This is a genomic window from Amycolatopsis sp. NPDC051373 (assembly GCF_040689465.1).
Lineage (GTDB): Bacteria > Actinomycetota > Actinomycetes > Mycobacteriales > Pseudonocardiaceae > Amycolatopsis.
The window spans coordinates 295,700-314,484 of record NZ_JBFBAE010000008.1 but is presented as its reverse complement, the minus strand read 5'-3'; the positions used below and the strand labels follow the sequence as shown (position 1 = coordinate 314,484).

At 69.3% G+C, this 18,785-nt stretch carries 23 protein-coding genes; 4 read left to right on the top strand and 19 right to left on the bottom strand.

Annotated features, from left to right (window positions below):
• Positions 1–17: 17 nt before the first annotated feature.
• The 15 genes from AB0383_RS17670 to AB0383_RS17600 all read right to left on the bottom strand — a co-directional run bounded on the left by AB0383_RS17670 (position 18) and on the right by AB0383_RS17600 (position 12,415).
• Positions 18–347: a hydrogenase maturation nickel metallochaperone HypA gene (locus AB0383_RS17670; RefSeq protein WP_366187878.1), complete on the bottom strand. Its 330-nt coding sequence runs from the start codon at positions 345–347 to the stop codon at positions 18–20.
• A complete protein-coding gene (gene hypE / locus AB0383_RS17665; RefSeq protein ID WP_366187877.1) occupies positions 347–1,423 on the bottom strand; it encodes a hydrogenase expression/formation protein HypE in 1,077 nt (358 codons plus the stop codon). Before hypE ends, AB0383_RS17670 begins: the two co-directional genes overlap by 1 nt.
• Entirely contained in the window at positions 1,420–2,547 is a 1,128-nt protein-coding gene (hypD, locus tag AB0383_RS17660; RefSeq protein ID WP_364171954.1) for a hydrogenase formation protein HypD, read from the bottom strand. Before hypD ends, hypE begins: the two co-directional genes overlap by 4 nt.
• Positions 2,548–2,563: 16 nt before the next feature.
• Complete coding sequence (gene hypC / locus AB0383_RS17655) at positions 2,564–2,836, bottom strand: HypC/HybG/HupF family hydrogenase formation chaperone (RefSeq protein WP_364171952.1); 273 nt, start codon at positions 2,834–2,836, stop codon at positions 2,564–2,566.
• 112 nt (positions 2,837–2,948) lie between these two features.
• Positions 2,949–3,449, bottom strand: a complete 501-nt coding sequence (locus AB0383_RS17650) for a hydrogenase maturation protease (RefSeq protein WP_364171950.1) — start codon at positions 3,447–3,449, stop codon at positions 2,949–2,951.
• Positions 3,446–4,783 (bottom strand): hypothetical protein, encoded by a 1,338-nt coding sequence (locus AB0383_RS17645; protein ID WP_366187876.1) that lies wholly within the window; start codon positions 4,781–4,783, stop codon positions 3,446–3,448. Before AB0383_RS17645 ends, AB0383_RS17650 begins: the two co-directional genes overlap by 4 nt.
• Positions 4,780–5,418: a DUF6084 family protein gene (locus tag AB0383_RS17640; protein ID WP_364171947.1), complete on the bottom strand. Its 639-nt coding sequence runs from the start codon at positions 5,416–5,418 to the stop codon at positions 4,780–4,782. Before AB0383_RS17640 ends, AB0383_RS17645 begins: the two co-directional genes overlap by 4 nt.
• Positions 5,411–6,028, bottom strand: coding sequence for a DUF5947 family protein (locus AB0383_RS17635; RefSeq protein WP_364171946.1), 618 nt, complete (start codon positions 6,026–6,028; stop codon positions 5,411–5,413). The genes AB0383_RS17640 and AB0383_RS17635 overlap by 8 nt, the downstream gene beginning before the upstream one ends.
• On the bottom strand, positions 6,025–6,591 hold the full coding sequence (locus tag AB0383_RS17630) for a NifU family protein (RefSeq protein WP_364171944.1): 567 nt from the start codon (positions 6,589–6,591) through the stop codon (positions 6,025–6,027). Before AB0383_RS17630 ends, AB0383_RS17635 begins: the two co-directional genes overlap by 4 nt.
• Positions 6,592–6,594: 3 nt before the next feature.
• Positions 6,595–8,385: a nickel-dependent hydrogenase large subunit gene (locus AB0383_RS17625; protein ID WP_364171942.1), complete on the bottom strand. Its 1,791-nt coding sequence runs from the start codon at positions 8,383–8,385 to the stop codon at positions 6,595–6,597.
• 13 nt (positions 8,386–8,398) lie between these two features.
• Positions 8,399–9,448 (bottom strand): hydrogenase expression protein HypE, encoded by a 1,050-nt coding sequence (locus AB0383_RS17620; RefSeq protein WP_364171941.1) that lies wholly within the window; start codon positions 9,446–9,448, stop codon positions 8,399–8,401.
• Entirely contained in the window at positions 9,445–10,137 is a 693-nt protein-coding gene (locus AB0383_RS17615; RefSeq protein WP_366187875.1) for an SIS domain-containing protein, read from the bottom strand. The genes AB0383_RS17620 and AB0383_RS17615 overlap by 4 nt, the downstream gene beginning before the upstream one ends.
• A 19-nt stretch (positions 10,138–10,156) precedes the next feature.
• On the bottom strand, positions 10,157–10,345 hold the full coding sequence (locus AB0383_RS17610) for a HypC/HybG/HupF family hydrogenase formation chaperone (protein ID WP_220247300.1): 189 nt from the start codon (positions 10,343–10,345) through the stop codon (positions 10,157–10,159).
• Between the two features lie 47 nt (positions 10,346–10,392).
• Positions 10,393–11,007, bottom strand: a complete 615-nt coding sequence (locus AB0383_RS17605; RefSeq protein ID WP_366187874.1) for an SIS domain-containing protein — start codon at positions 11,005–11,007, stop codon at positions 10,393–10,395.
• Positions 11,008–11,362: 355 nt separating this feature from the next.
• Positions 11,363–12,415 (bottom strand): tetratricopeptide repeat protein, encoded by a 1,053-nt coding sequence (locus AB0383_RS17600; RefSeq protein WP_366187873.1) that lies wholly within the window; start codon positions 12,413–12,415, stop codon positions 11,363–11,365.
• Between the two features lie 171 nt (positions 12,416–12,586).
• On the opposite strand from AB0383_RS17600, the gene AB0383_RS17595 reads away from it, so the two are divergent.
• The 4 genes from AB0383_RS17595 (at position 12,587) to AB0383_RS17580 (ending at position 15,448) form a co-directional block, all read left to right on the top strand.
• Positions 12,587–13,243 carry an HNH endonuclease family protein gene (locus tag AB0383_RS17595; RefSeq protein WP_364171933.1) on the top strand — a complete coding sequence of 219 codons (657 nt, stop codon included), beginning with the start codon at positions 12,587–12,589 and terminating at the stop codon, positions 13,241–13,243.
• A gap of 64 nt (positions 13,244–13,307) precedes the next feature.
• Entirely contained in the window at positions 13,308–13,886 is a 579-nt protein-coding gene (locus tag AB0383_RS17590; RefSeq protein ID WP_366187872.1) for a tetratricopeptide repeat protein, read from the top strand.
• 38 nt (positions 13,887–13,924) lie between these two features.
• Entirely contained in the window at positions 13,925–14,587 is a 663-nt protein-coding gene (locus AB0383_RS17585; protein ID WP_366187871.1) for an alpha/beta hydrolase, read from the top strand.
• Between the two features lie 114 nt (positions 14,588–14,701).
• Positions 14,702–15,448: a 3D domain-containing protein gene (locus AB0383_RS17580; RefSeq protein WP_366187870.1), complete on the top strand. Its 747-nt coding sequence runs from the start codon at positions 14,702–14,704 to the stop codon at positions 15,446–15,448.
• Between the two features lie 542 nt (positions 15,449–15,990).
• Here AB0383_RS17580 and AB0383_RS17575 read toward each other — a convergent pair.
• The 4 genes from AB0383_RS17575 to AB0383_RS17560 form a co-directional block, all read right to left on the bottom strand.
• A complete protein-coding gene (locus AB0383_RS17575; protein ID WP_366187869.1) occupies positions 15,991–16,971 on the bottom strand; it encodes an aldo/keto reductase in 981 nt (326 codons plus the stop codon).
• A 39-nt stretch (positions 16,972–17,010) separates the two neighbouring features.
• Positions 17,011–17,433: an ATP-binding protein gene (locus tag AB0383_RS17570; RefSeq protein ID WP_366187868.1), complete on the bottom strand. Its 423-nt coding sequence runs from the start codon at positions 17,431–17,433 to the stop codon at positions 17,011–17,013.
• Positions 17,434–17,500: 67 nt separating this feature from the next.
• Complete coding sequence (locus tag AB0383_RS17565; protein WP_364171923.1) at positions 17,501–18,274, bottom strand: SigB/SigF/SigG family RNA polymerase sigma factor; 774 nt, start codon at positions 18,272–18,274, stop codon at positions 17,501–17,503.
• On the bottom strand, positions 18,271–18,687 hold the full coding sequence (locus AB0383_RS17560) for an anti-sigma factor (protein WP_360602158.1): 417 nt from the start codon (positions 18,685–18,687) through the stop codon (positions 18,271–18,273). Before AB0383_RS17560 ends, AB0383_RS17565 begins: the two co-directional genes overlap by 4 nt.
• Positions 18,688–18,785 lie beyond the last annotated feature (98 nt).

The following is an 18,785-nucleotide window of genomic DNA, read 5'->3' as shown; positions in this document are numbered from 1 at the left end:
CACACGTCGCACACACCTCAAACCACCTCCACGGATTTGATGCGCAGCTGCCGCCCCGTCAGCACCTCGACGTTCGCGCTGCCGCACGCGCACAGCAGGATCGGGTCGTCGATCCCGAACTCCGCCCCGCAGTCACGGCACGCGGCCCGCCCGGGCGGTTCGTCGATCTCCAACTCCGCGCCCTGCAACGACGTCCCCTCGCAAACCACGTCGAAGCAGAACCGCACGCTGTCCGGCACCACGCCGGACAGCCGCCCGATCTCCAACCGCACACTGCGCACGGCCTGCCAACCCAGCCGCGAGACGATCGCGTCCACGACGCTTTGCGTGATCGACATCTCGTGCACTAGCAGATCCTCGGCAGCGGGTCGCCCACCAGCATGTCCACGATCCGCGTGCCGCCGAACGCGGTGTTCAGCAGCACCAGGCCCGGCGGGTCGTCGGCGACGCGGCCGATCACCGCCGCCTCCGCGCCGAGCGGGTGCGAACGCAGCGCGGCCAGCGCGGCGTCGACCTGGGCGCCGTCGACGAACGTCACGATCCGGCCCTCGCACGCCACGTACAGCGGGTCGATGCCCAGCAGCTCCGACGCGCCGCGCACTTCGTCGCGCACGGGCACGGCGTTCTCGTCCACGATCACCGAAACCTGCGCGCCGGCCGCGACCTCGTTGAGGATCGTTGCCACGCCGCCGCGGGTCGCGTCGCGCATCGAACGCACCCCGGGCACCGCCGCGAGCAGCCCCGCCACCAGCCCGTGGACGGGCGCGGTGTCCGATTCGATGTCGGCGTCGATGTCCAGCTCGCCACGGGCCAGCATGATCGTGACGCCGTGGTCCCCGATCGGCCCCGACACCAGCACCGCGTCGCCCGGCCGAACCGAGGAAACGCCCAGTCCCGAACGGATCGAGACGCCGATGCCGGCGGTGTTGATGTACACGCCGTCGCCCTTGCCGCGCTGCACGACCTTCGTGTCCCCGGTGACGATCTGCACGTCGGCCGCGAGCGCCGCCGCCTTCATCGAGTCGACGATCTTCAGCAGGTCCTCGACCGGGAACCCTTCCTCGAGGATGAACCCGGCCGTGAGGTACAGCGGCCGTGAGCCGGACACGGCGAGGTCGTTGACCGTGCCGTTCACGGCCAGGTCGCCGATGTCGCCGCCGGGGAAGAACAGCGGCGACACCACGAACGAGTCCGTGGTCAGCGCCAGCTGCGCCCCGCCGATGGCGAGCGCGGCCGCGTCCTCCATCGGCTCCAGCAGCGGGTTGCGGAACGCGTCGAGGAACACCGCCTCGATCAGCGTGTGTGTGGCCTTGCCACCCGAGCCGTGGGACAGGGTGATGCGCTCCTCGCGCACCTTCGCGCGCCGCCGCCGGGCGCGTTCGATGCGGTCGAGCACCTGCTGCTCGCGTTCCGTGGTGGTCATGCGTGGCTCGCCTCCCGCACGCGCTTGCGGCTGAACCGGCCGAAGTTGTAGTACGCCGCGCACGCGCCTTCGGGCGAGACCATGCAGGTGCCGATCGGCGTCTCCGGCGTGCACGCCGTGCCGAACACTTTGCACTCCCACGGCTTCAGCACGCCCTTGAGCACCTCACCGCACTGGCACGCCTTGGGATCCGCCACCCGCACGCCCGGCACGTCGAAGAGGCGCTCGGCGTCGAACGCCGCGTACTTCTCACGCACGCGCATCGCCGAGTGCGAGATGAACCCGAGCCCGCGCCACTCGAAGTACGGCCGCAGCTCCATCACCTCGTTGATCACCTTGAGCGCCACGAGGTTGCCGTCCCACGGCACCACGCGCGAGTACTGGTTCTCCACCTCGGCGCGGCCTTCGGACAGCTGCACCATCAACAGGTAGATCGACTGCAGGATGTCCAGCGGCTCGAACCCGGCCACCACCACGGGCTTGCCGTAGTCGCGCGCGATGAACTCGTACGGCCGGCAGCCGATCACCGTCGAGACGTGGCCCGGGCCGAGGAACCCGTCGAGCCGCAGGTCGGGTGAGTCGAGGATGGCCTTGATGGCCGGCACGATCGTCACGTGGTTGGCGAACACCGAGAAGTTCGGGAGGCCCTCGTCGGCCGCGCGCAGCAGCGTCATCGCGGTCGACGGCGTGGTCGTCTCGAACCCGATGGCCATGAAGACCACCTGCAGGTCTGGGTTCTGCCGGGCGATCTTCAGCGAGTCGAGCGGCGAGTACACCATCCTGATGTTGGTGCCCTCGGCGTTGGAGTCGAAGAAGTTGCCGCCCGAACCCGGCACGCGCATCATGTCGCCGAACGAGGTCATCAGCACCCCGGGCCGGCGCGCGATGCTGATCGCGTCGTCGATCCGGCCCATCGGGATCACGCACACCGGGCAGCCCGGGCCGTGCACGAGCTCGACGCTCTCGGGCAGGTAATCCTCGAGGCCGTGCTTGTAGATCGTGTGCGTGTGGCCCCCGCACACCTCCATGAACTTGTAGTGCCTGCCGGGCTCGCACAGCGCGGTGATCTTCGCGGACAGCGCCCGCGCCTTGTCCGCGTCCCGGAACTCGTCGACGAACCGCATGGTTCCTCCTGATCGATCAGTCGATCCGAGATTCGAGGAGGGCGGTCATCTCGTCCTCGTACGCCTTCCCGATGCTCTCCAGGAACTCCAGCGCCGCGGCGGCCTCCTCCTCGTCAATTTTTGAAAGTGCGAACCCGACGTGGATGAGGATCCACTCACCCGGCGCGGGTGGGTCGTCGGCGAGCAGGCCGATGTTGATGGCCCGCTTCACCCCGCACACCGAGACTTTCGCGAGGTCCGGACGCTCCTCGCTGATCTCGATGATCTCGCCCGGAATGCCGAGGCACACGGCTATTTCCGGCTCATGTCGACGTAACGCTGCACGTCCGGCTTCACCAGCCGGGCGACCCACGCCACCACACCGATGAGCACGATCAGCAGCAGCACCCGCTTGAACATGGTCAGACCTCCGTCTTGAGGGAGTCTTGGGGGAGACGTGGGGTGCTGCCCCACGCCAGTTCCTTCACCGCACGCACGGCCGCGGGCACGGCCGCCGCGACCTCCTTGCTGAGCCCGATCCCGGACTCGACCGACTTCGGCTCGCAGCCCACGATCAGCACGCGCCCCGCGTCGCCGCCGAGCAGCCGCAGCAGTCGGAACACGGCTTCGGGCTGCATGCCGTGGGCGTCGATCACGGGCGCCGAAGCCATGGCGTCCACGTCGGCCTCGATCAGCGACAACGTGCCCGGCTCGACCCCGTGCGGCGTCGCGTCGAGCAGGATCGTGGTGTCGTAGCCGCCGAGCAGGTCGTAGGCCAGGTGCAGGCCGGAGACGCCGTAGTCGGCGATCTGCACCCACTCCGGCAGCTCTTCGTGTTCGAGCCGCTTGAGCACTTCGACGCCGAAGCCGTCGTCGCCGAGGAAGATGTTGCCGATCCCCGCCACCAGCACCTGTGGTCTCATGTCGGCTCCAGCTCGTCGGGGGAGAAGTAGCGGAAGCGGCCGTGGGCGTTCTGCAGGTCGGAGCCCGGGTCGTCGTCGAGGGTCACGGCCACGTGCGTGGTTCCGTCCACATCGGACAGCACGGCGCGCACGGTGGCGACGCGGCCGGTGAGGAACATGTCCTGGGCGTCGGCGCCACGCAGGTTCGGGTGCAGCCGCACGCGGGAGCCCGCGGCCACGCGGACGCCGGCGACCACGACGCCGTCGGTCTCCGGGGAGACGGACGAGTCGGCTCCGGGATCCCACCACGGCACAGGGTTCATGGGTGAAGCAGGGTTCGCCCGCAGATCGGTTTCCTCGCCGGTCACCGAACGCAGGTACCGCACCGTCCCGTGCAGCCGGTCGAGCAGCTCCTGCGGCAGGTCGTCCACGCGGTCCAGCAGCGCGGCCGCCCGGGGATCCGTCGCGCGGGCCTGGCGTTTCTCCTCGTCGGTGAGCGCCATCGTGCGCAGCGTCAGGATCTCGTCGATCTCCGTACCGTCGAAGAGCTCACCAGGGCTTTCGGGCGCGATCGACGGGTCGTCGTAGAGGATGATGGGGGACGCCAGCATCACCCCGCTTCGCGACGACCCGCCGATCAGCACCGGCCACACGCGCTCGTTCACACACGCCTCGACGGCCGGCTTCGCCCATTCGGGCGGGTCGAGCATCGAGAGGAAGTGGCCCGAGTCCACCGCCAGGATCACGTGCGCCGCGAGCAACGCCCTGCGCAGCGCCGATTCGCGGACGCCGTCCGACGGCCACGTACTCGTGTTGCGCAGGTCCAGTCGCAGCCGCGTGCCGCCGAAGGGGCCGTCGAGCGCGTCGAGGCGAGCCGTGAGCAGACCGGTCAGCTCGCCGGAGCGGCGCACGAGCGTGCAGTGGTCGCCCACGCACTCGCGCGTCTCGGCCGGCGGCACGGAGAACGGCAGCTCCACGGGCTGGGCGAGCAGCTCGGCCACGGGGACCACGAAGTTCAGCTCGTGCTCCACGGCTTCGTCCCACGTCGTGTAGTCCTTGCCGGCCACGGTCACGGAGTCGACGAATCCGTGGCCGTCGTGCACCAGGCGTTCCTGGGCCTGCAGGAACCGCAGCGTCAGGTGCACCGAGGTGTGCTTGCGGGGCTCCAGCAGGCACTCCGTGCGCGAAGTCGCGTAGTCGCCGCGCTCCTCCGACGCGTACAAAGGCGGCATCAGCACACCCCACTGCCAGCGCACCCGGTTCTTCCGCGCCGACGCGCGGTACGGATAGAGCAGGTACCCCTCGTACAGCACGGCGTCGCCGACGGCGCGAGCCTGGTCGAACACGCTGGTCACGGGCCATCACCCACGTTCGTCAGCAGGTGCTCCATCGCCGCGTCCCACGTCGGGATGGCGTGGCGCGACTTGTACCGCAGCAGCGCGTCGACGGTCTCCCGGTGCAGCTTCAGCCACGCGACGTTGGGGAAGTACTGGTTCATCAGCTCGTCCCACGCGGCGATCGGCATCCGGCACTCGGCTTCGGTGTGCCACGGCACCGGCTCGACCCAGAACCCCGGACCACCCTTCGCGAACACCGTGCCGCTGAACAGCAGCACGAGTGGGACCACACCGTCGGCGAGCGCGTGGAAGTACTTGCCGGCGGCCACTTCCAGGTCGTACGTGCAGGGCACCTCGAGCTGGAACTCCGTGGTGCGCGTGAAGCTCGGCACCATCACCGCCACGGTCGCGAACTGGAATGGCCGCAGCGTCTCGCCCCACCGCGCCGGGTCACCGAACAGGTTCGTGAGCAGTTCCGACTCCCCGCTGCTGTAGCGGCGCCGCTGCGGTTCGATCCGCAGCTGCACCCGCAGCACCAGCGCGTGGATCGGCTGGGCGGTGAGCTCGGTGATCTTCATGCTGAACGCGAGCGTCGGCGACGCCGCGTACTTCACCGGGCGCACGTCCAGGCAGTCGAAGGTGAGCTCAGCCATCCGCGGCGACCTCTCCGCGGGCGCGAAGGTCGGCGAAGAAGCGGTCGATGGCTTCGTGCGCTTCGGCGCCGCCGTCGAATCCGCGCCAGTGCAGGCGGACCAGGCCGACGAGCTCATAACACACGTCGATGGGCACGAGGAAGGCCTCGAACCCGACGTCGTGCTTGTTGATCAGCACCGCCTCCACGTCGGGGGCCACGGTGGCGAACTCGGGCTCCTCCTGCAGCAGCTCCGTCCACGTGTCCAACGGCAGCAGCGACTCCGTCGCGCCGGCCGGGCTCGGGTAGAACGCGACCGCGCGCTCCTGCATCGAGTTGTAGAAGAGGAACGCCATCCGCACGGGGATCCCGGCCGTCTCCCACAGCGCCGAGCCCGCCGCGAACCGCGCGGCGTGCCGGTACCGCGTCGGCACCGCGCGGTGCCGGTGGCCGCCTGCACCGGTGTGCGTGAACAGCAGATAACAGCCCCGGCAGGTGCACATGATGATGCGGGATTCGAGGTCGATCACATGCCCGTGGCCGACGCCGATCGGCTCCGTGCACAGCTCGCACCTCTCACCGCGCGCCGGTCGCTCGGCCGGCGTCAGGAACTTGCGCAGACCGCCCGTCATGCCTGCTCCAGGGGGACCGGGCACTCGACTGTTTCGAGCGGCAGCAGCGGACGTCCGCCGGGGCCGGTCGGTTCGGGCACCACCCCGGCCACGACGACGTCGGTGAGCTCCGGCGCGGCCTCGCGCACCACGCGTTCGATCGCCATCTTCGCCGTGACGGTCGAGGACGGGCAGCCGTCGCACGTGCCCTGCAGCTGCAGCCGCAGCACGCCTTCGGCGTCGATGCCGACGATGTCGACGTCTCCGGAGTGCGAACCCAGGTACGGCCGCACCTCGTCGAGCGCCTCGCTGACGCGGTCCAAAGTGGACTTCGGGTGCAGGTCGTGGAGGACCAGCAGGCCCCGCACGTGGTCGTCGCCGGCGAGGCGCTCCAGCAGCACCTCGCCGGCGACGTCCTTTCGCAGGACGGACACGATCGTCGTCAGGCCGGCGCCGTAGAACTCGAGCAGCGTGTGGACAAGGTCCTCGGCCTTGTCCGCCACGGTGCCGCCCGCCTCCGCCGCGAGCTCACCGAGGAGCTGCTCGATGCGTTCGCCGACCTGGCCGATGTCGCGCTCCGTCATGGTTCAGAACACCTCTCCGCCGAACGCGTGGGGGGTGTGGATCCGGTCGAGCGTTTTGCCCTTGCCGGTGTACATGTGCACGCCGCACGGCAGGCAGGGGTCGAAGCTGCGCACGGTGCGCATGATGTCGATGCCCTTGAAGTTCTCCTGCGTGTTCTCCTCGAAGATCGGCGTGTTCTGCACCGCGTCCTCGTACGGGCCCGGCGTGCCGAAGGAGTCGCGCACGCTGCCGTTCCACGGCGTCGGCGGGTACGGGTGGTAGTTCGCGATCTTGCCGCCCTTGATCACCATGTGGTGCGAAAGGACCCCGCGCACCGCCTCGGTGAACCCGCACGACACGCCTTCCTCAGGCACCTTGAACGGCTCCCACGTCTTCGTGTTGCCGCCGCGGACCTCGGCGAGCGCTTGCTCACAGAAGTGCAGCGCGAGCCCGGCCGCGTAGGCCTGGAAGTACGTGCGCGCTCGGTTGCGCTCGAGCGCGTTGCTCCATTTCGGGATCTTCCACTCGAAGCTGACCTCGGGTTTCGTCGCCGTGCGCGGGAGGTTGATCACCACGCTGTGGCCGGTGGACTTCACGTAGTCGGTGTCCACGAGGCCGGCCAGCGCCGTGACCCACAGCCGGGCGATCGGGCCGCCGCCGGTGTCGAGCGCGAGGTGGTCGGTGCCGTCGAACCAGCGCGGCGACATCGTCCACGAGTACTTGTCGTCGAAGTCGCGCTTCTGCGGGCGCGGGATCGTGTGCTGGTTCCACGGGTGGCGCGCGTCCACCGGGTTGCCCAGCGGGTCGTGCGTCACGAACTTCTCCATGCCCTCCCAGTCTTCGTAGAAGGACGAGCCGAGCAGGATCCGGATGCCGAGGTTGATGTCGAGCAGGCTCGTGGTGACCAGCTTGCCGTCGACGACCACGCCGGGCGTGACGAACATCTTGCGGCCCCACGACTCCATGTTCTCGTAGGTGAAGTCGCAGTACTGCGGGTCGTTGAGGCTGCCCCAGCAGCCGAGCAGGATGCGCCGGCGGCCGACCTCTTCGTAACCGGGGATGGCTTCGTAGAAGAAGTCGAACAGGTCGTCGTGCATCGGCAGGCAGCGCTTCATGAACTCGACGTAGCGCATCAGCCGGGTGAGGTAGTCGGTGAACAGCTGCACCGTTGCGATCGTCCCGACGCCGCCCGGGTACAAAGTGGACGGATGGACGTGGCGGCCTTCCATGAGGCAGAACATCTCGCGCGTGGAACGGCTGACCTGCAGGGCCTCGCGGTAGAACTCGCCCTCCAACGGGTTGAGCGAGCGCATGATGTCGCCGATGGTCTTGTACCCGTGGTCACGCGCGTGCGGCGCCTCGGTGCGGTTGGCCAGCTCCAGCACGCCGGGGTTGGTCTCGGCCACCATCTTCGCGCAGTAGTCGACGCCGACGAGGTTCTCCTGGAAGATGTTGTGGTCGAACATGTACTCGGCGGCCTCGCCGAGGTTGATGATCCACTCGCCGAGGTGCGGCGGGCGTACACCGTAGGCCATGTTCTGGTTGTAGACCGAGCACGTGGCGTGGTTGTCGCCGCAGATCCCGCAGATGCGGCTGGTGATGAAGTGCGCGTCGCGCGGGTCCTTGCCCTTCATGAAGATGCTGTAGCCGCGGAAGACCGAAGACGTGCTGTGGCACTCCACGACCTTCTTGGCCGCCCAGTCGATCTTCGTGTAGATCCCGAGGCTGCCTACGATGCGCGTGATCGGGTCCCACGCCATCTCGACGAGGTCGGTCTCGGCCTTGCCGCCGCTCTTCGGCTGTGTCTGCGTCATGTCCCCAGTCCCTTCAGCGCCAGGAGGAGCGGTAGCCGGTCTCGAGCTGCTTGCCCTTGTGCCGCCACCTGGGTTCGGCGTCGGCCTTGCGTTCGGTGATCTTGCGCAGGCGTCGGATCACCGAGCCGTACGCGCCGCTCGCGATCGAGGAGACGTGCGCGCCGGGCGGTTCGTCCATGAACGGCATGAACTTGTCCGGGAAGCCGGGCATGGTGCAGCCGATGCAGATGCCGCCGACGTTCGGGCAGCCGCCCACACCGTTGATCCAGCCGCGCTTGGGCACGTTGCACTTCACGACCGGGCCCCAGCAGCCGAGCTTCACCAGGCACTTCGGCGAGTCGTACTCCTCGGCGAACTGACCCTGCTCGTAGTAGCCGGCTCGATCGCACCCCTCGTGGACGGTCGCGCCGAAGAGCCACTGTGGACGAAGGTGGTCGTCGAGCGGGATCATCGGCGCGTGGCCGGCGGCCTGGTAGAGCAGGTAGGTGAGCGTCTCGGAGAAGTTGTCGGGGTGCGTCGGGCAGCCCGGGATGCAGACGATCGGCAGGCCGGCGCCGGACTTCCAGTCCCAGCCCAGGTAGTCGGGCACGCCCATCGCGCCCGTCGGGTTGCCCTCCATGGCGTGGATGCCGCCGTACGCGGCGCAGGTGCCGGCCGCGACCACGGCGAGTGCCTTGGGCGCCAGGCGATCGAGCCATTCGCTGGTGGTCATCGGCTGGCCGGTGGCGGGATTGTTGCCGAAGCCGCACCAGTAGCCCTCGGCCTTGATGGCCTCGTTGGGAATCGACCCCTCCACGACCAGCACGAACGGTTCCAGCTCGCCGCGGTCGGCCTTGTAGAACCACTCGATGAACGTGTCGGCGCCCTTGTCCGGACCGCACTCGAAGTCGATCAGCGGCCAGTGCACCTGGATCTTCGGCAGGCCGGGCAGCGCGCCGAGCACGATCTCCTCGATGCTCGGCTGCGTCGCGGCGGTCAGCGCGACCGAGTCGCCGTCGCAGGACAGTCCGGCGTTGATCCACAGGATGTGGATGGGCTTCTCTTCTTCTTGGGCGTGGGTCACGGCTGTTCACCCTCGAGGTCGTCGAGCGCACTGAGGGTGAGTTCCCACAGTGCGTGGTAAAGGGTCGTCTGGGCTTCTTGGATGCGGTGCACGGAAGGCGACGGCACCACGAAGAGGTGGTCGATCGAGCGCAGTTCGGCCATCTTGCCGCCGTCGTACCCGGCGATGCCGACGGTGACGAGGCCTCGGCGCGCGGCCTCGTCGAACGCGGACAGCAGGTTCGCCGAGTTCCCGCTGGTCGACAGGCCCACGGCGATGTCGCCGCGGCGGCCGAACGCGGCGACCTGCCGGGAGAACACGACGTCGAACCCGATGTCGTTGGACAGGGCGGTGATCACCGCGATGTCGTTGGTGAGGCCGAACGCGGGCAGTGGCCTCGCGTTGCCGTCGGGGCTGTCGGGGCTGAGGAACAGGCTCGCGAGGTCCTGCGCGTCGGTGGAGCTGCCGCCGTTGCCGAAGGCCAGCAACCGGCCACCGCCGGCGAACGCCTGCGCGAGGTCGCGCGCGCACGCGGCGAGGCGCTCGCCGTCGGTCTCGAGAACCTGGCGGCGCAGTGCGACGATCTCGCGGGCTTTCTCCACTGTGGACTGCCGGACCTGGGTCAGGACGGCATCGAGATCGCTCGTACCCGAGTACAGGAACGGGTACAGCTCCTCCAGTCCACTCGCGCCCACGGAATCCCTTGCCATGGCCGCTCAACTCCCTCGGCTATTCGGGAATCTCCAGACGTGCGATGGCTTCGCCGGCGTGGACGAGGATGCGATCGCCGACACCGGCTTGCACCAGTGCGACGCTCACTTCTTCCCTGCCCTGGCCGGTATCCACGACTGCGAACCCGAGGTCCAGGAGTTCGACGACGGTCACTTCGACCGCGATATCGGAACAGGTGATGCACACCCCGTCGTGACAGGCGGGGGCCGGTGCTCTGTCGGCGTCACGGGCGTTCATGACGCCACCTCCGGTGCGAGGACACCGGGCTGCTCGAAGAACACGTGCACGAGTTCCCACAGGACGTGGTAGGTCGTGACGTGGATTTCCTTGACCACGCGGGGGTCGTCGGAGCGCGCTCGCAGCACGTGGTCGGCTGTGATGGTGCCCGGGCCGGTCCCGCCCGTGAGCGCGATGGTGAGCATCCCCAGCTCACGGGCGGCTTCGAGGCCTCGCCGGACGTTGGCGCAGTCGCCGTCGGACGAGATGCCGAGCGCGATGTCCTGCGGCTCGGCCAGGAACTTGATCTGGTAGGCGAAAATCTCATTGAGCCCTTGGCGGTTCGCGACGCTGGTGAGGGTCGCGACGTCGGCCGTCAGCGAAATCGCCGGCAACGCCCGCTTCCCGACGATCACGGGGTGCACGAACTCCACGGCCACGTGCTGCGCGTCGGTGCCCGCGCCCCCGTTTCCGAACACCACGAGCTTCCCGCCGCGGTGGAACCGCAGCGCCATCCCGTGACACGCCTGGGCCACCGCCTCCGCCTGCCCGCCCAGCTCTCCACCCGGCGCGACGCGGCGCTCGAAAAGCGCCGCTACCGCACCGGGAGAAGTACTCGGAGAGCCGACCATGGCCGCACTTCCCTGCGCTCGGTGGTGGGAGCAGTCCTGTCCTCACACTAGAGCTGTGAGTTGGATCACACAATAGATCGCGGTGGTGGGCAGTAATTCACCCGAGTGGCGGCTGACGTTGATCTTGGTTGTTGATTTATCCACAGCCACTTGGAGCTGTGGACAACTGCGCCCCTCGGGCGTTGTTTTCCCGGAATGGTCGATGGGGGCCGATAAAATGGGACGGGGACGCCCCCCAGGGAGGGCGGGGGCTGTGTGTCTCTGCCCGGGCGGCTGAGCGTCTCCGCTCGGCGGCTGAGCGTCTCCGTCAAGCGGCTGAACGGGGCCCGTGCCCAGCCGGTCCCCGAACCCGTCGTCAAGCGCGGTCATGCTCCCCCTGAGACTCCTCCGCCCGCGACAACCACGTATCCGCCTCCTCCACCGCCCCGCGCGCCTGCAGCATCCGGGCCAAGCTCAACATCCCCTGCACATCCCCGGTCTCCGCCGCCGCGCGGAAGAACCGTTCCGCCTTCGCCAGCTCGTCGCGCGCCTCCGCGAGGTGCCCGAGGTTCGTGAGGGCCGGAACGCTGCCGTGCTCCGCGGCCTTGCGGTACCAAGCCGCGGCTTCGCCCTCGTCGCCGCGGTTGCGGGCCAGGACGCCGAGGTTGGTCATCGCGGCGGCGTCACCGGCTTCGGCCGCGTCGAGGTACCAGGCTTCGGCCTCGTCGACGTCGCCGCGGCGGTGCAGGAGCAGGCCCAGGCGGACGGTGGCCTCGACGTTGCCGGAGGTCGCGCCCTGGCGGTACCAGGATTCGGCGTCCTGGAGCTTGCCGAAGCGTTCGGACTGGCGGCCGAGCAGGCACGTCGCCGAGAGGTCCCCGTCGGAGAGGGCCTCGCGCCACCAGCGCGTGGCCTCGCTGTAGCGGCCGCGTTCGCGCATGACGATGCCGACGTCGATCATCGCGGACGTGTTGCCCGCGCTCGCGGCGCGGCGGCACCAGTCCTCGGCCTCGTCGTAGCGGCCGCGTTCGGCGAGCAGGTGCCCGAGCGCGCCCATCGCGTCGACGTCACCGGTCACGGCGGCCTCGTGGAGCCAGTACTCGGCGTCCTCGACGCGGCCGCGCCGTTCGTACGCGCGCCCGAGCCCCAGCATCCCGCGAGGCTCGCCGGCGTGGGCGGCCTCGTGGTACCAGCGTTCGGCTTCGTCGAGCACGCCGCGCTCGGCCAGGAGGTTCGCCAACGCGGTCATCGCGATGCGGTCGCCGCCGGCCGCGGCGCGGCGGAACCACGTCTCGGCCTCCGCCTGCTCGCCGCGTTCGCGCAGCGCCGCTCCGAGGCGTGTCATCGCGACGACGTTGCCGCCTTCCGCGGCCTTGCGCTGCAGGTAGTCGTCGACGCGCGAGTTCCACTTCCGCAGCCGCCCGCTCATCGGCCACGCTCCCTTCCGCCTACCCCCACCCCGGTAGTCGCTCCGCGCGCCGCGGACGTGACACCGTGGTCCCGGACACGGTTCGCGCGCAGCTGAGAGTGTCGGCGCGGTCACGGGCCTCGCGCCGGGCATACTGCCGCCTCCCGAACCCGTCGAGAGGATCGCGCGCGCATGGCCCGGACGTTTCCCACCCAGCGGATTCTGCTGGTCGTCGTGGTTCTCGTGGTGGCCGTCGCCGGGATCTGGTACGCCGGGCGGCAAAGCGGCGCCGACCCCACGGGAGCCGCACCCGCCGATGTCACGCAGCAGCTGGCCGAGCTGAAAATCGCGCCGCGCACGTCGATGTCCGGCTACTCCCGTGACAAATTCCCGCACTGGGACAACCAGGGGCACAACTGCAACACGCGCGAGCTCGTGCTCAAGCGCGACGGCAAGGACGTGAAGGCCGGCGCCGACTGCAACCCGACGTCCGGCACCTGGTTCAGCGTCTACGACGCCGAGACCTGGACCAAACCCGGCGACGTCGACATCGACCACATGGTGCCCCTGGGCCAGGCCTGGGCCAGCGGCGCGCGCGACTGGCCTCAGGACAAACGCGAGCAGTTCGCCAACGACCTCACGCGCCCCCAGCTGTTCGCCGTGACAGACAACCTCAACCAGCAGAAGAGTGACAAGGCACCCGACGAGTGGAAGCCGCCGCTGGTGTCGTTCTGGTGCACCTACGCGACGGACTGGGTGACCGTGAAGCACTTCTACGGCCTCACCATCACGACGGGGGAGAAGACGGCGCTGCAGGACATGCTGCGCCGCTGCCCGGCTGCGAGCTGATCTCCGTCGCGGGACCCCTCCCGGCTCGAACCCGGCATCGGTAAGCAACCGAATGGAGCTGGGGATGGGGATCTTTTCACGTCGTTCGAACGGCGGGGACGCGTTCGAGCTGGGGATGAGCCTGTGGCGCCAAGGCCGCGGCGAGGAAGCCGCGAAGGCCTTCAAGGACGCTGTGCGCGCCGACCGGCGGTCGGTGGACGCGCAGTCCCTCCTCGGCGCGTCGCTGCTGGAGTCCGGTGACGTCAAGGCGTCGATCGCGCCGTTGACGAGGTGCGTCGAGCTGGCGCCTGACCACTCCGACGGGCACAACACGCTCGCCATGGCGCTCGGCCGGCTCGGCCGGACTGGCGAAGCCGAGGTCCACCTCGCGCACGCCGCGTACCTCAAACACCCGCAGGCGCCGGAAACCCTGCGCGGGATGGGGCTGGGCTACTGCCGCCGGTGCGGTGACCCGGTCGAACGCGAGGAGCCCTCGGACGCCGACGTCCGGTTCCACGGACCGCGGGTGGGCATGGAGTGTCTGAGCTGTCCGACGGTGTTATGCGTGCGTTGTGTGCTCGGCAACGGTGCGAGCGGAGTCGCACCGACGTGCCCGGTGTGTGGTGGCACGTTGCGGGCGCTGCGGACGGATTCTGAGCTGTAGCGGCGGAATTGTCAGGCCCCTCGGTTACTGTCCCCGGCATGGCGACCTTCCTCCTCATCCACGGCGGCAGCGGCAGCGGCTGGGATTGGCACCTCGTCGTCGAAGAGCTGCTGTGGCGCGGCCACGAAGCGGTGGCCCCGGACCTGCCGATCGGGAACCCCGAGGCGAAGCTGGCGGACTTCGCGGCCACGGCCACCGCGGCGGTGGAGGGGAAGCCGGACATCGTCGTGGTCGGGCATTCCTACGGCGGATTCACCGCTCCCTTGGCCGCTGCGAGGCTGGAAAACGCGCGGTTGCTCGTCTTCCTCGCCGGCATGGTTCCAGCGCCCGGGGAGGCGCCGGGGCAGTGGTGGGGCAACGTCGGGTTCGAAGGCCCTGGCTCAGGCCTCACCGAGACGGAGACGTACCTCGGCGACGTCCCACCTGAGCTGGCGGCCGAAGCCTTGAGCCGCAGCCGCGACCAGCTCAGCGCGGAGTGGGACGACCCGTGGCCCGACGCGCGGCTGCCCGACATCCCCACACGCGTGCTCCTCTGCCGCGACGACAAGTTCTTCTCGCCCGAGCTGCAGCGGCGCGTCGCACGTGAGCGGCTCGGCTTCGAGGCCGACGCGATCGACGAGATCGACGGGTCCCACGGCGTCGCGTTGAGCCGTCCGGTTGAGCTGGCCGAGCGGCTCGAGCGGTATTTCGCCACGCTCTGACACCGCGGCGCCGCCAAATGGTCCAGACCTATTGACGGCCTGGCCCGGCGATCCCTAACGTCGGTCTCCCGTGCACGGTTCCTCCACCCCGGTCCCCACTGGAGGTTCCGAAAAGTGAAACTCAGAGCCCTCAGCGCCGCCGTGCTCGCGCTCGGCGCGCTCGTCACCGTCCCCGTCGCGACGGCCAGCGCCGCGACTTTGCCCGCATGCCAGCACTTCTACACCGGCCCGATCCCCGATCGCCCCGTCTCCGGCGGCCACGGCCCGGGCTCCCTCGTCGACGCGGTCAACGTGAGCAACCGCCTGCCCGCGCCCACCGGCGTCTCCGGCGGCCTCGGCGGCGACGGCAAGGTCACCTTCACGTTCTCCCGCGTGCCGGGCGCCAAGGCCTACCGCGCATTCCGCAACGGCCAGGCCCTGCAGTGGCTCAGCGACTGGGGCCAGCCGACGCTCCAGGTCACCGACGCGAGCCCCTGCCAGAACGCCAACTACCAGCTCTACGCCATGACCGCCGAGGACAACTCACCCGGCTCGCTCGGCCAGATCTCCACGGCGTACTGCGCTTCTTCGTCCGGCGCGCTGGCCCCGTACGCCCTCGCCAGGGGCACCACGCTCAACTACCGCGTCACCGCCTACAACGACATCGCCCAAACCGCCCTCGGCTACCAGGCCAGCCCGGGCTTCTGCGCCGTCGACGCCCGCAACATCCCTTGGGGCACCCGGATTTCCGTCCCGGGCTACGGCCACTGCTACGCGGCCGACATCGGCAGCTGGATCTCCGGCGACATCCTGGACGTCTGGCTGCCCGGCAACCAGGCCAACGACTGGGGAGTGCAGCGGCTGACGCTCACTGTCGAATAACACCGGTCAAGTAGAGCGGTGATGGGCACCTTCAGGACTCGGGTAGAAGGGCACCTTCAGGGACTCAGGTATCTGTCAGCTCAGAGGAACGTCCGCCGGTTGCTGTCAGCCGAAGGAACTCTTGCGGTCGAGCTCACCCCGTGCCACGCCAGAGACCCACCCTCCCGGGGGCCGCCCATGATCCATTCTACCGGCGCACACCGACAAAACCCGCTGCCGACAAGAGTTGTCCACAGTCGACACGAGTTGTGGACAACCGGCCTGGGTCGCCGACGAGGGCCGTTCGCGGAGGTTCATCCGCGAACGGCCACTCCCGAGTCCGACGCCTGGCCATCGGCGTGCAGCGCAAGACAGCACAGGCCGCCGGCTTTCACGCACCCACGACGGACCCGCGCAGACGATCCCGCACCACAGCGGATCCGCGCAGACGATCCCGCACTACGGCGGATCCGCGTGGGCAGTCCCGCACCACGACGGACCCGCGCAGACAATCCCGCGTCACAGCAGATCGTCACCCGACGCCCAGACGCAGCCGAACCTCATCACCACTTGTCGTGCACCAACGGCCGGATCAGCTCGTCATACGTGGCCCGCACCCCGGCCGCCGCTTCTTCCGGCAGTGGAGTCAGCCCGGCCGCAACCGTGTTCCCCCGCGCCTGCTCCGCGTTGCGCGCGCCCGGGATCACCACGGAAACGCCCAGCTGATCAAGAATCCACCGCAACGCGAATTGCGCCAGCGTCTGCCCCTCCGGTACCAGCCCCCGCAGGCGCTCCACAGCCTCCAGCCCGACCTCGAACGGCACCCCCGAAAAGGTCTCGCCGACGTCGAACGCCTCGCCGTGCCGGTTGAAGTTGCGGTGGTCGTCGGTCCCGAAGGTCGTCGCGGCCGTGTAGCGCCCGGACAGCAGACCCGACGCCAGCGGCACCCGCGCGATGATCCCCGCGCCCGTCTCCACCGCCGTCGGCAGCACGCGCTCCAGCGGCTTGAGCCGCAGGCAGTTCAGGATGATCTGCACCGAAGCGACATTCGGCCGCGAAAGCGCCGTCAATGCCTCGTCGCACGTCTCGACGCTGACGCCGTAAGCCTTGATCCGGCCCTCGTCGACCATTCGGTCCAACGCGTCATAAACGGCGTCCGACGAGTACACGGCGGTCGGCGGGCAGTGGAGCTGGACGAGGTCCAGCGTGTCCATCCCGAGGTTCCGGCGGGACCGGTCGTTCCAGTCGCGGAAGTCCTTCTCGACGTAGTTCTCGGGCACCTGCTCGGCGCGGCGGCCCATCTTCGTGGCCACGAACACGCCGTCACCACGCTCCTGGCGGAAGTGGCCGACCAGCGTCTCGCTGCGGCCGTCGCCGTAGACGTCGGCGGTGTCGAAGAACGTGACTCCCTCGTCGGCCGCCGCGTGCAGCACGCCCATGGCCTCGGATTCGTCGACGGTGCCCCAGTCGGCGCCGAGCTGCCAGCACCCGAGGCCGACGGCGGACACCTCACGCCCCAGCCGGGTGATCTTGCGAGTCTCCATACGAGCGATCCTAAGCGGACCCGGATCAACCGCGGGCACTCACGCGACCGGTCCCACCGCGAACGCTGCCCAGACGTACTTCCCGCCCGCGCACGGCTCGTAGCCCCACTCCTGCGACAGCACGTGGACCAGCTGCAGCCCCCGGCTGCGCGCCGACTCCGGTGAGGGCTCCTTGAGGCGCGGCACCTCCTGGCCGGCGTCGAAGACGCAGACCACCAGCCGTCCCTCCGACAGCCGCAGCTCCAGCCGATCCGGCCGCTCACCGTGCTCGAACGCGTTGGTCACCAGCTCTGACGTCGCCAGCAGAATGTCGTCCCGCCATTCGCAGCCCACCGCCAGCTCATCGAGCTTGGCGCGGACCGCGTGGCGGGCGATCGTGGGCGCGGTGACGTCGTCCGGGAGCGCCAGGCGCACGGTGGCGGGTGTCGTGGCGCCTCGCGTCGGCATCTTCGACGTCGTCATGGCTTCCACACCTCCCGACCTGTCCGTTACTCGCACCGGCTTACTACCCAAGCGGGGGGACCCCGAATCAAGTGCCCTCGGTGATGTCGGTCTCGACCAGTCCCGTGCGCAGTTTCTTCAGCGTCGACGCGAGCAGACGCGACACCTGCATCTGCGAAACGCCCACACGGCGCGCGATGTCCGACTGGCTCATCCCCGACCCGAACCGCAGCGCGACGATCTTGCGCTCCCGCTCCGGCAGGCTCTCCAACATGGGCCGCAGCGCCTCGCGCAGCTCCGCCTGGCTGAGGTTCGCGTCGGGCGCGCCGAAGCGCGTGTGCGCGGAGTTCTCCAGCAGGTTGTCCAGCGAAGCGCCGTAGCGGCCCTGGCCGGCGCGCAGGCCTTCGTAGACGTCCTCGATCGGCACGCCGAGGTGCTGCGCTATCTCGCTCGGGCGCGGCGCGCGCGAGAGCCGCACGGTGAGCTCCTCGCGCGTGGCGGAGATGGACGCGTTGAGCTCCTTCAGCCGCCGCGGCACCCGCACCGACCAGCTGTTGTCCCGGAAGTGGTGACGCAGTTCACCCGAAATGGTGGGGACGGCGAAGGCCAGGAAGTCGGTGCCCTGCGTCGGGTCGTAGCGGTCGACGGCGTGGATCAGGCCGACCGTCGCGATCTGCACCAGGTCGTCCATGGCCTCGTCGCGGTTGCGGAACTTCCGCGCGAGGTTGCGGGCGAGCTCCAGGTGCTCGCGCACCAGTCTGTCCCGGATCTCCTCACGGCGCGGGGAGCCTTCGGGCAGCTGGGCCAGCTCGTCGAACAGCGACGCCACATCGGTCTCGTCGCCTTCGGCGGGGGTGGTCACGGGCGCGCCACCTCACTCTCCCGGACGAGCTGAACCCGGGAGAGGTACCGGCCGTCGGCCGGGGTCACCGTGCGTCGCGCCGACGTGGCCAGCGCCGTGAGCAGCTGCCAGGACAGACCGGTGTCGTCACCGTGGTCCGGGGTGTCGGCGATCACCGACACGGTGACCTCGATGCGCCCCTCGATCCAGGAGAAGACGCAGGTCAGCTTGCCGTCGGCTGCGGACGGCAGGAGCATCGAGCACGCCTCGTCCACCGCCATCCGCAGGTCTTCCACGGCGTCGAGGTCGAAGTCCTGGCGCATCGCGATGTCCGCGACGATCGTGCGCAGCGTGGGCACCACGTGCGGGATGGCCGCCGTCCGCACCTCGATGAGCTGGGCGTCCTCCCGATCGAGCGGGGCGTTGTCCTCCACGTGCGGTCCTCTCTCCGGCTCACTCGGCCGTGTCCTGTGCTGCCCGGTCTGCTCATGCCCGGGGTGTGAGCAAACCAAACCCGGGTTTGATTCGCGCG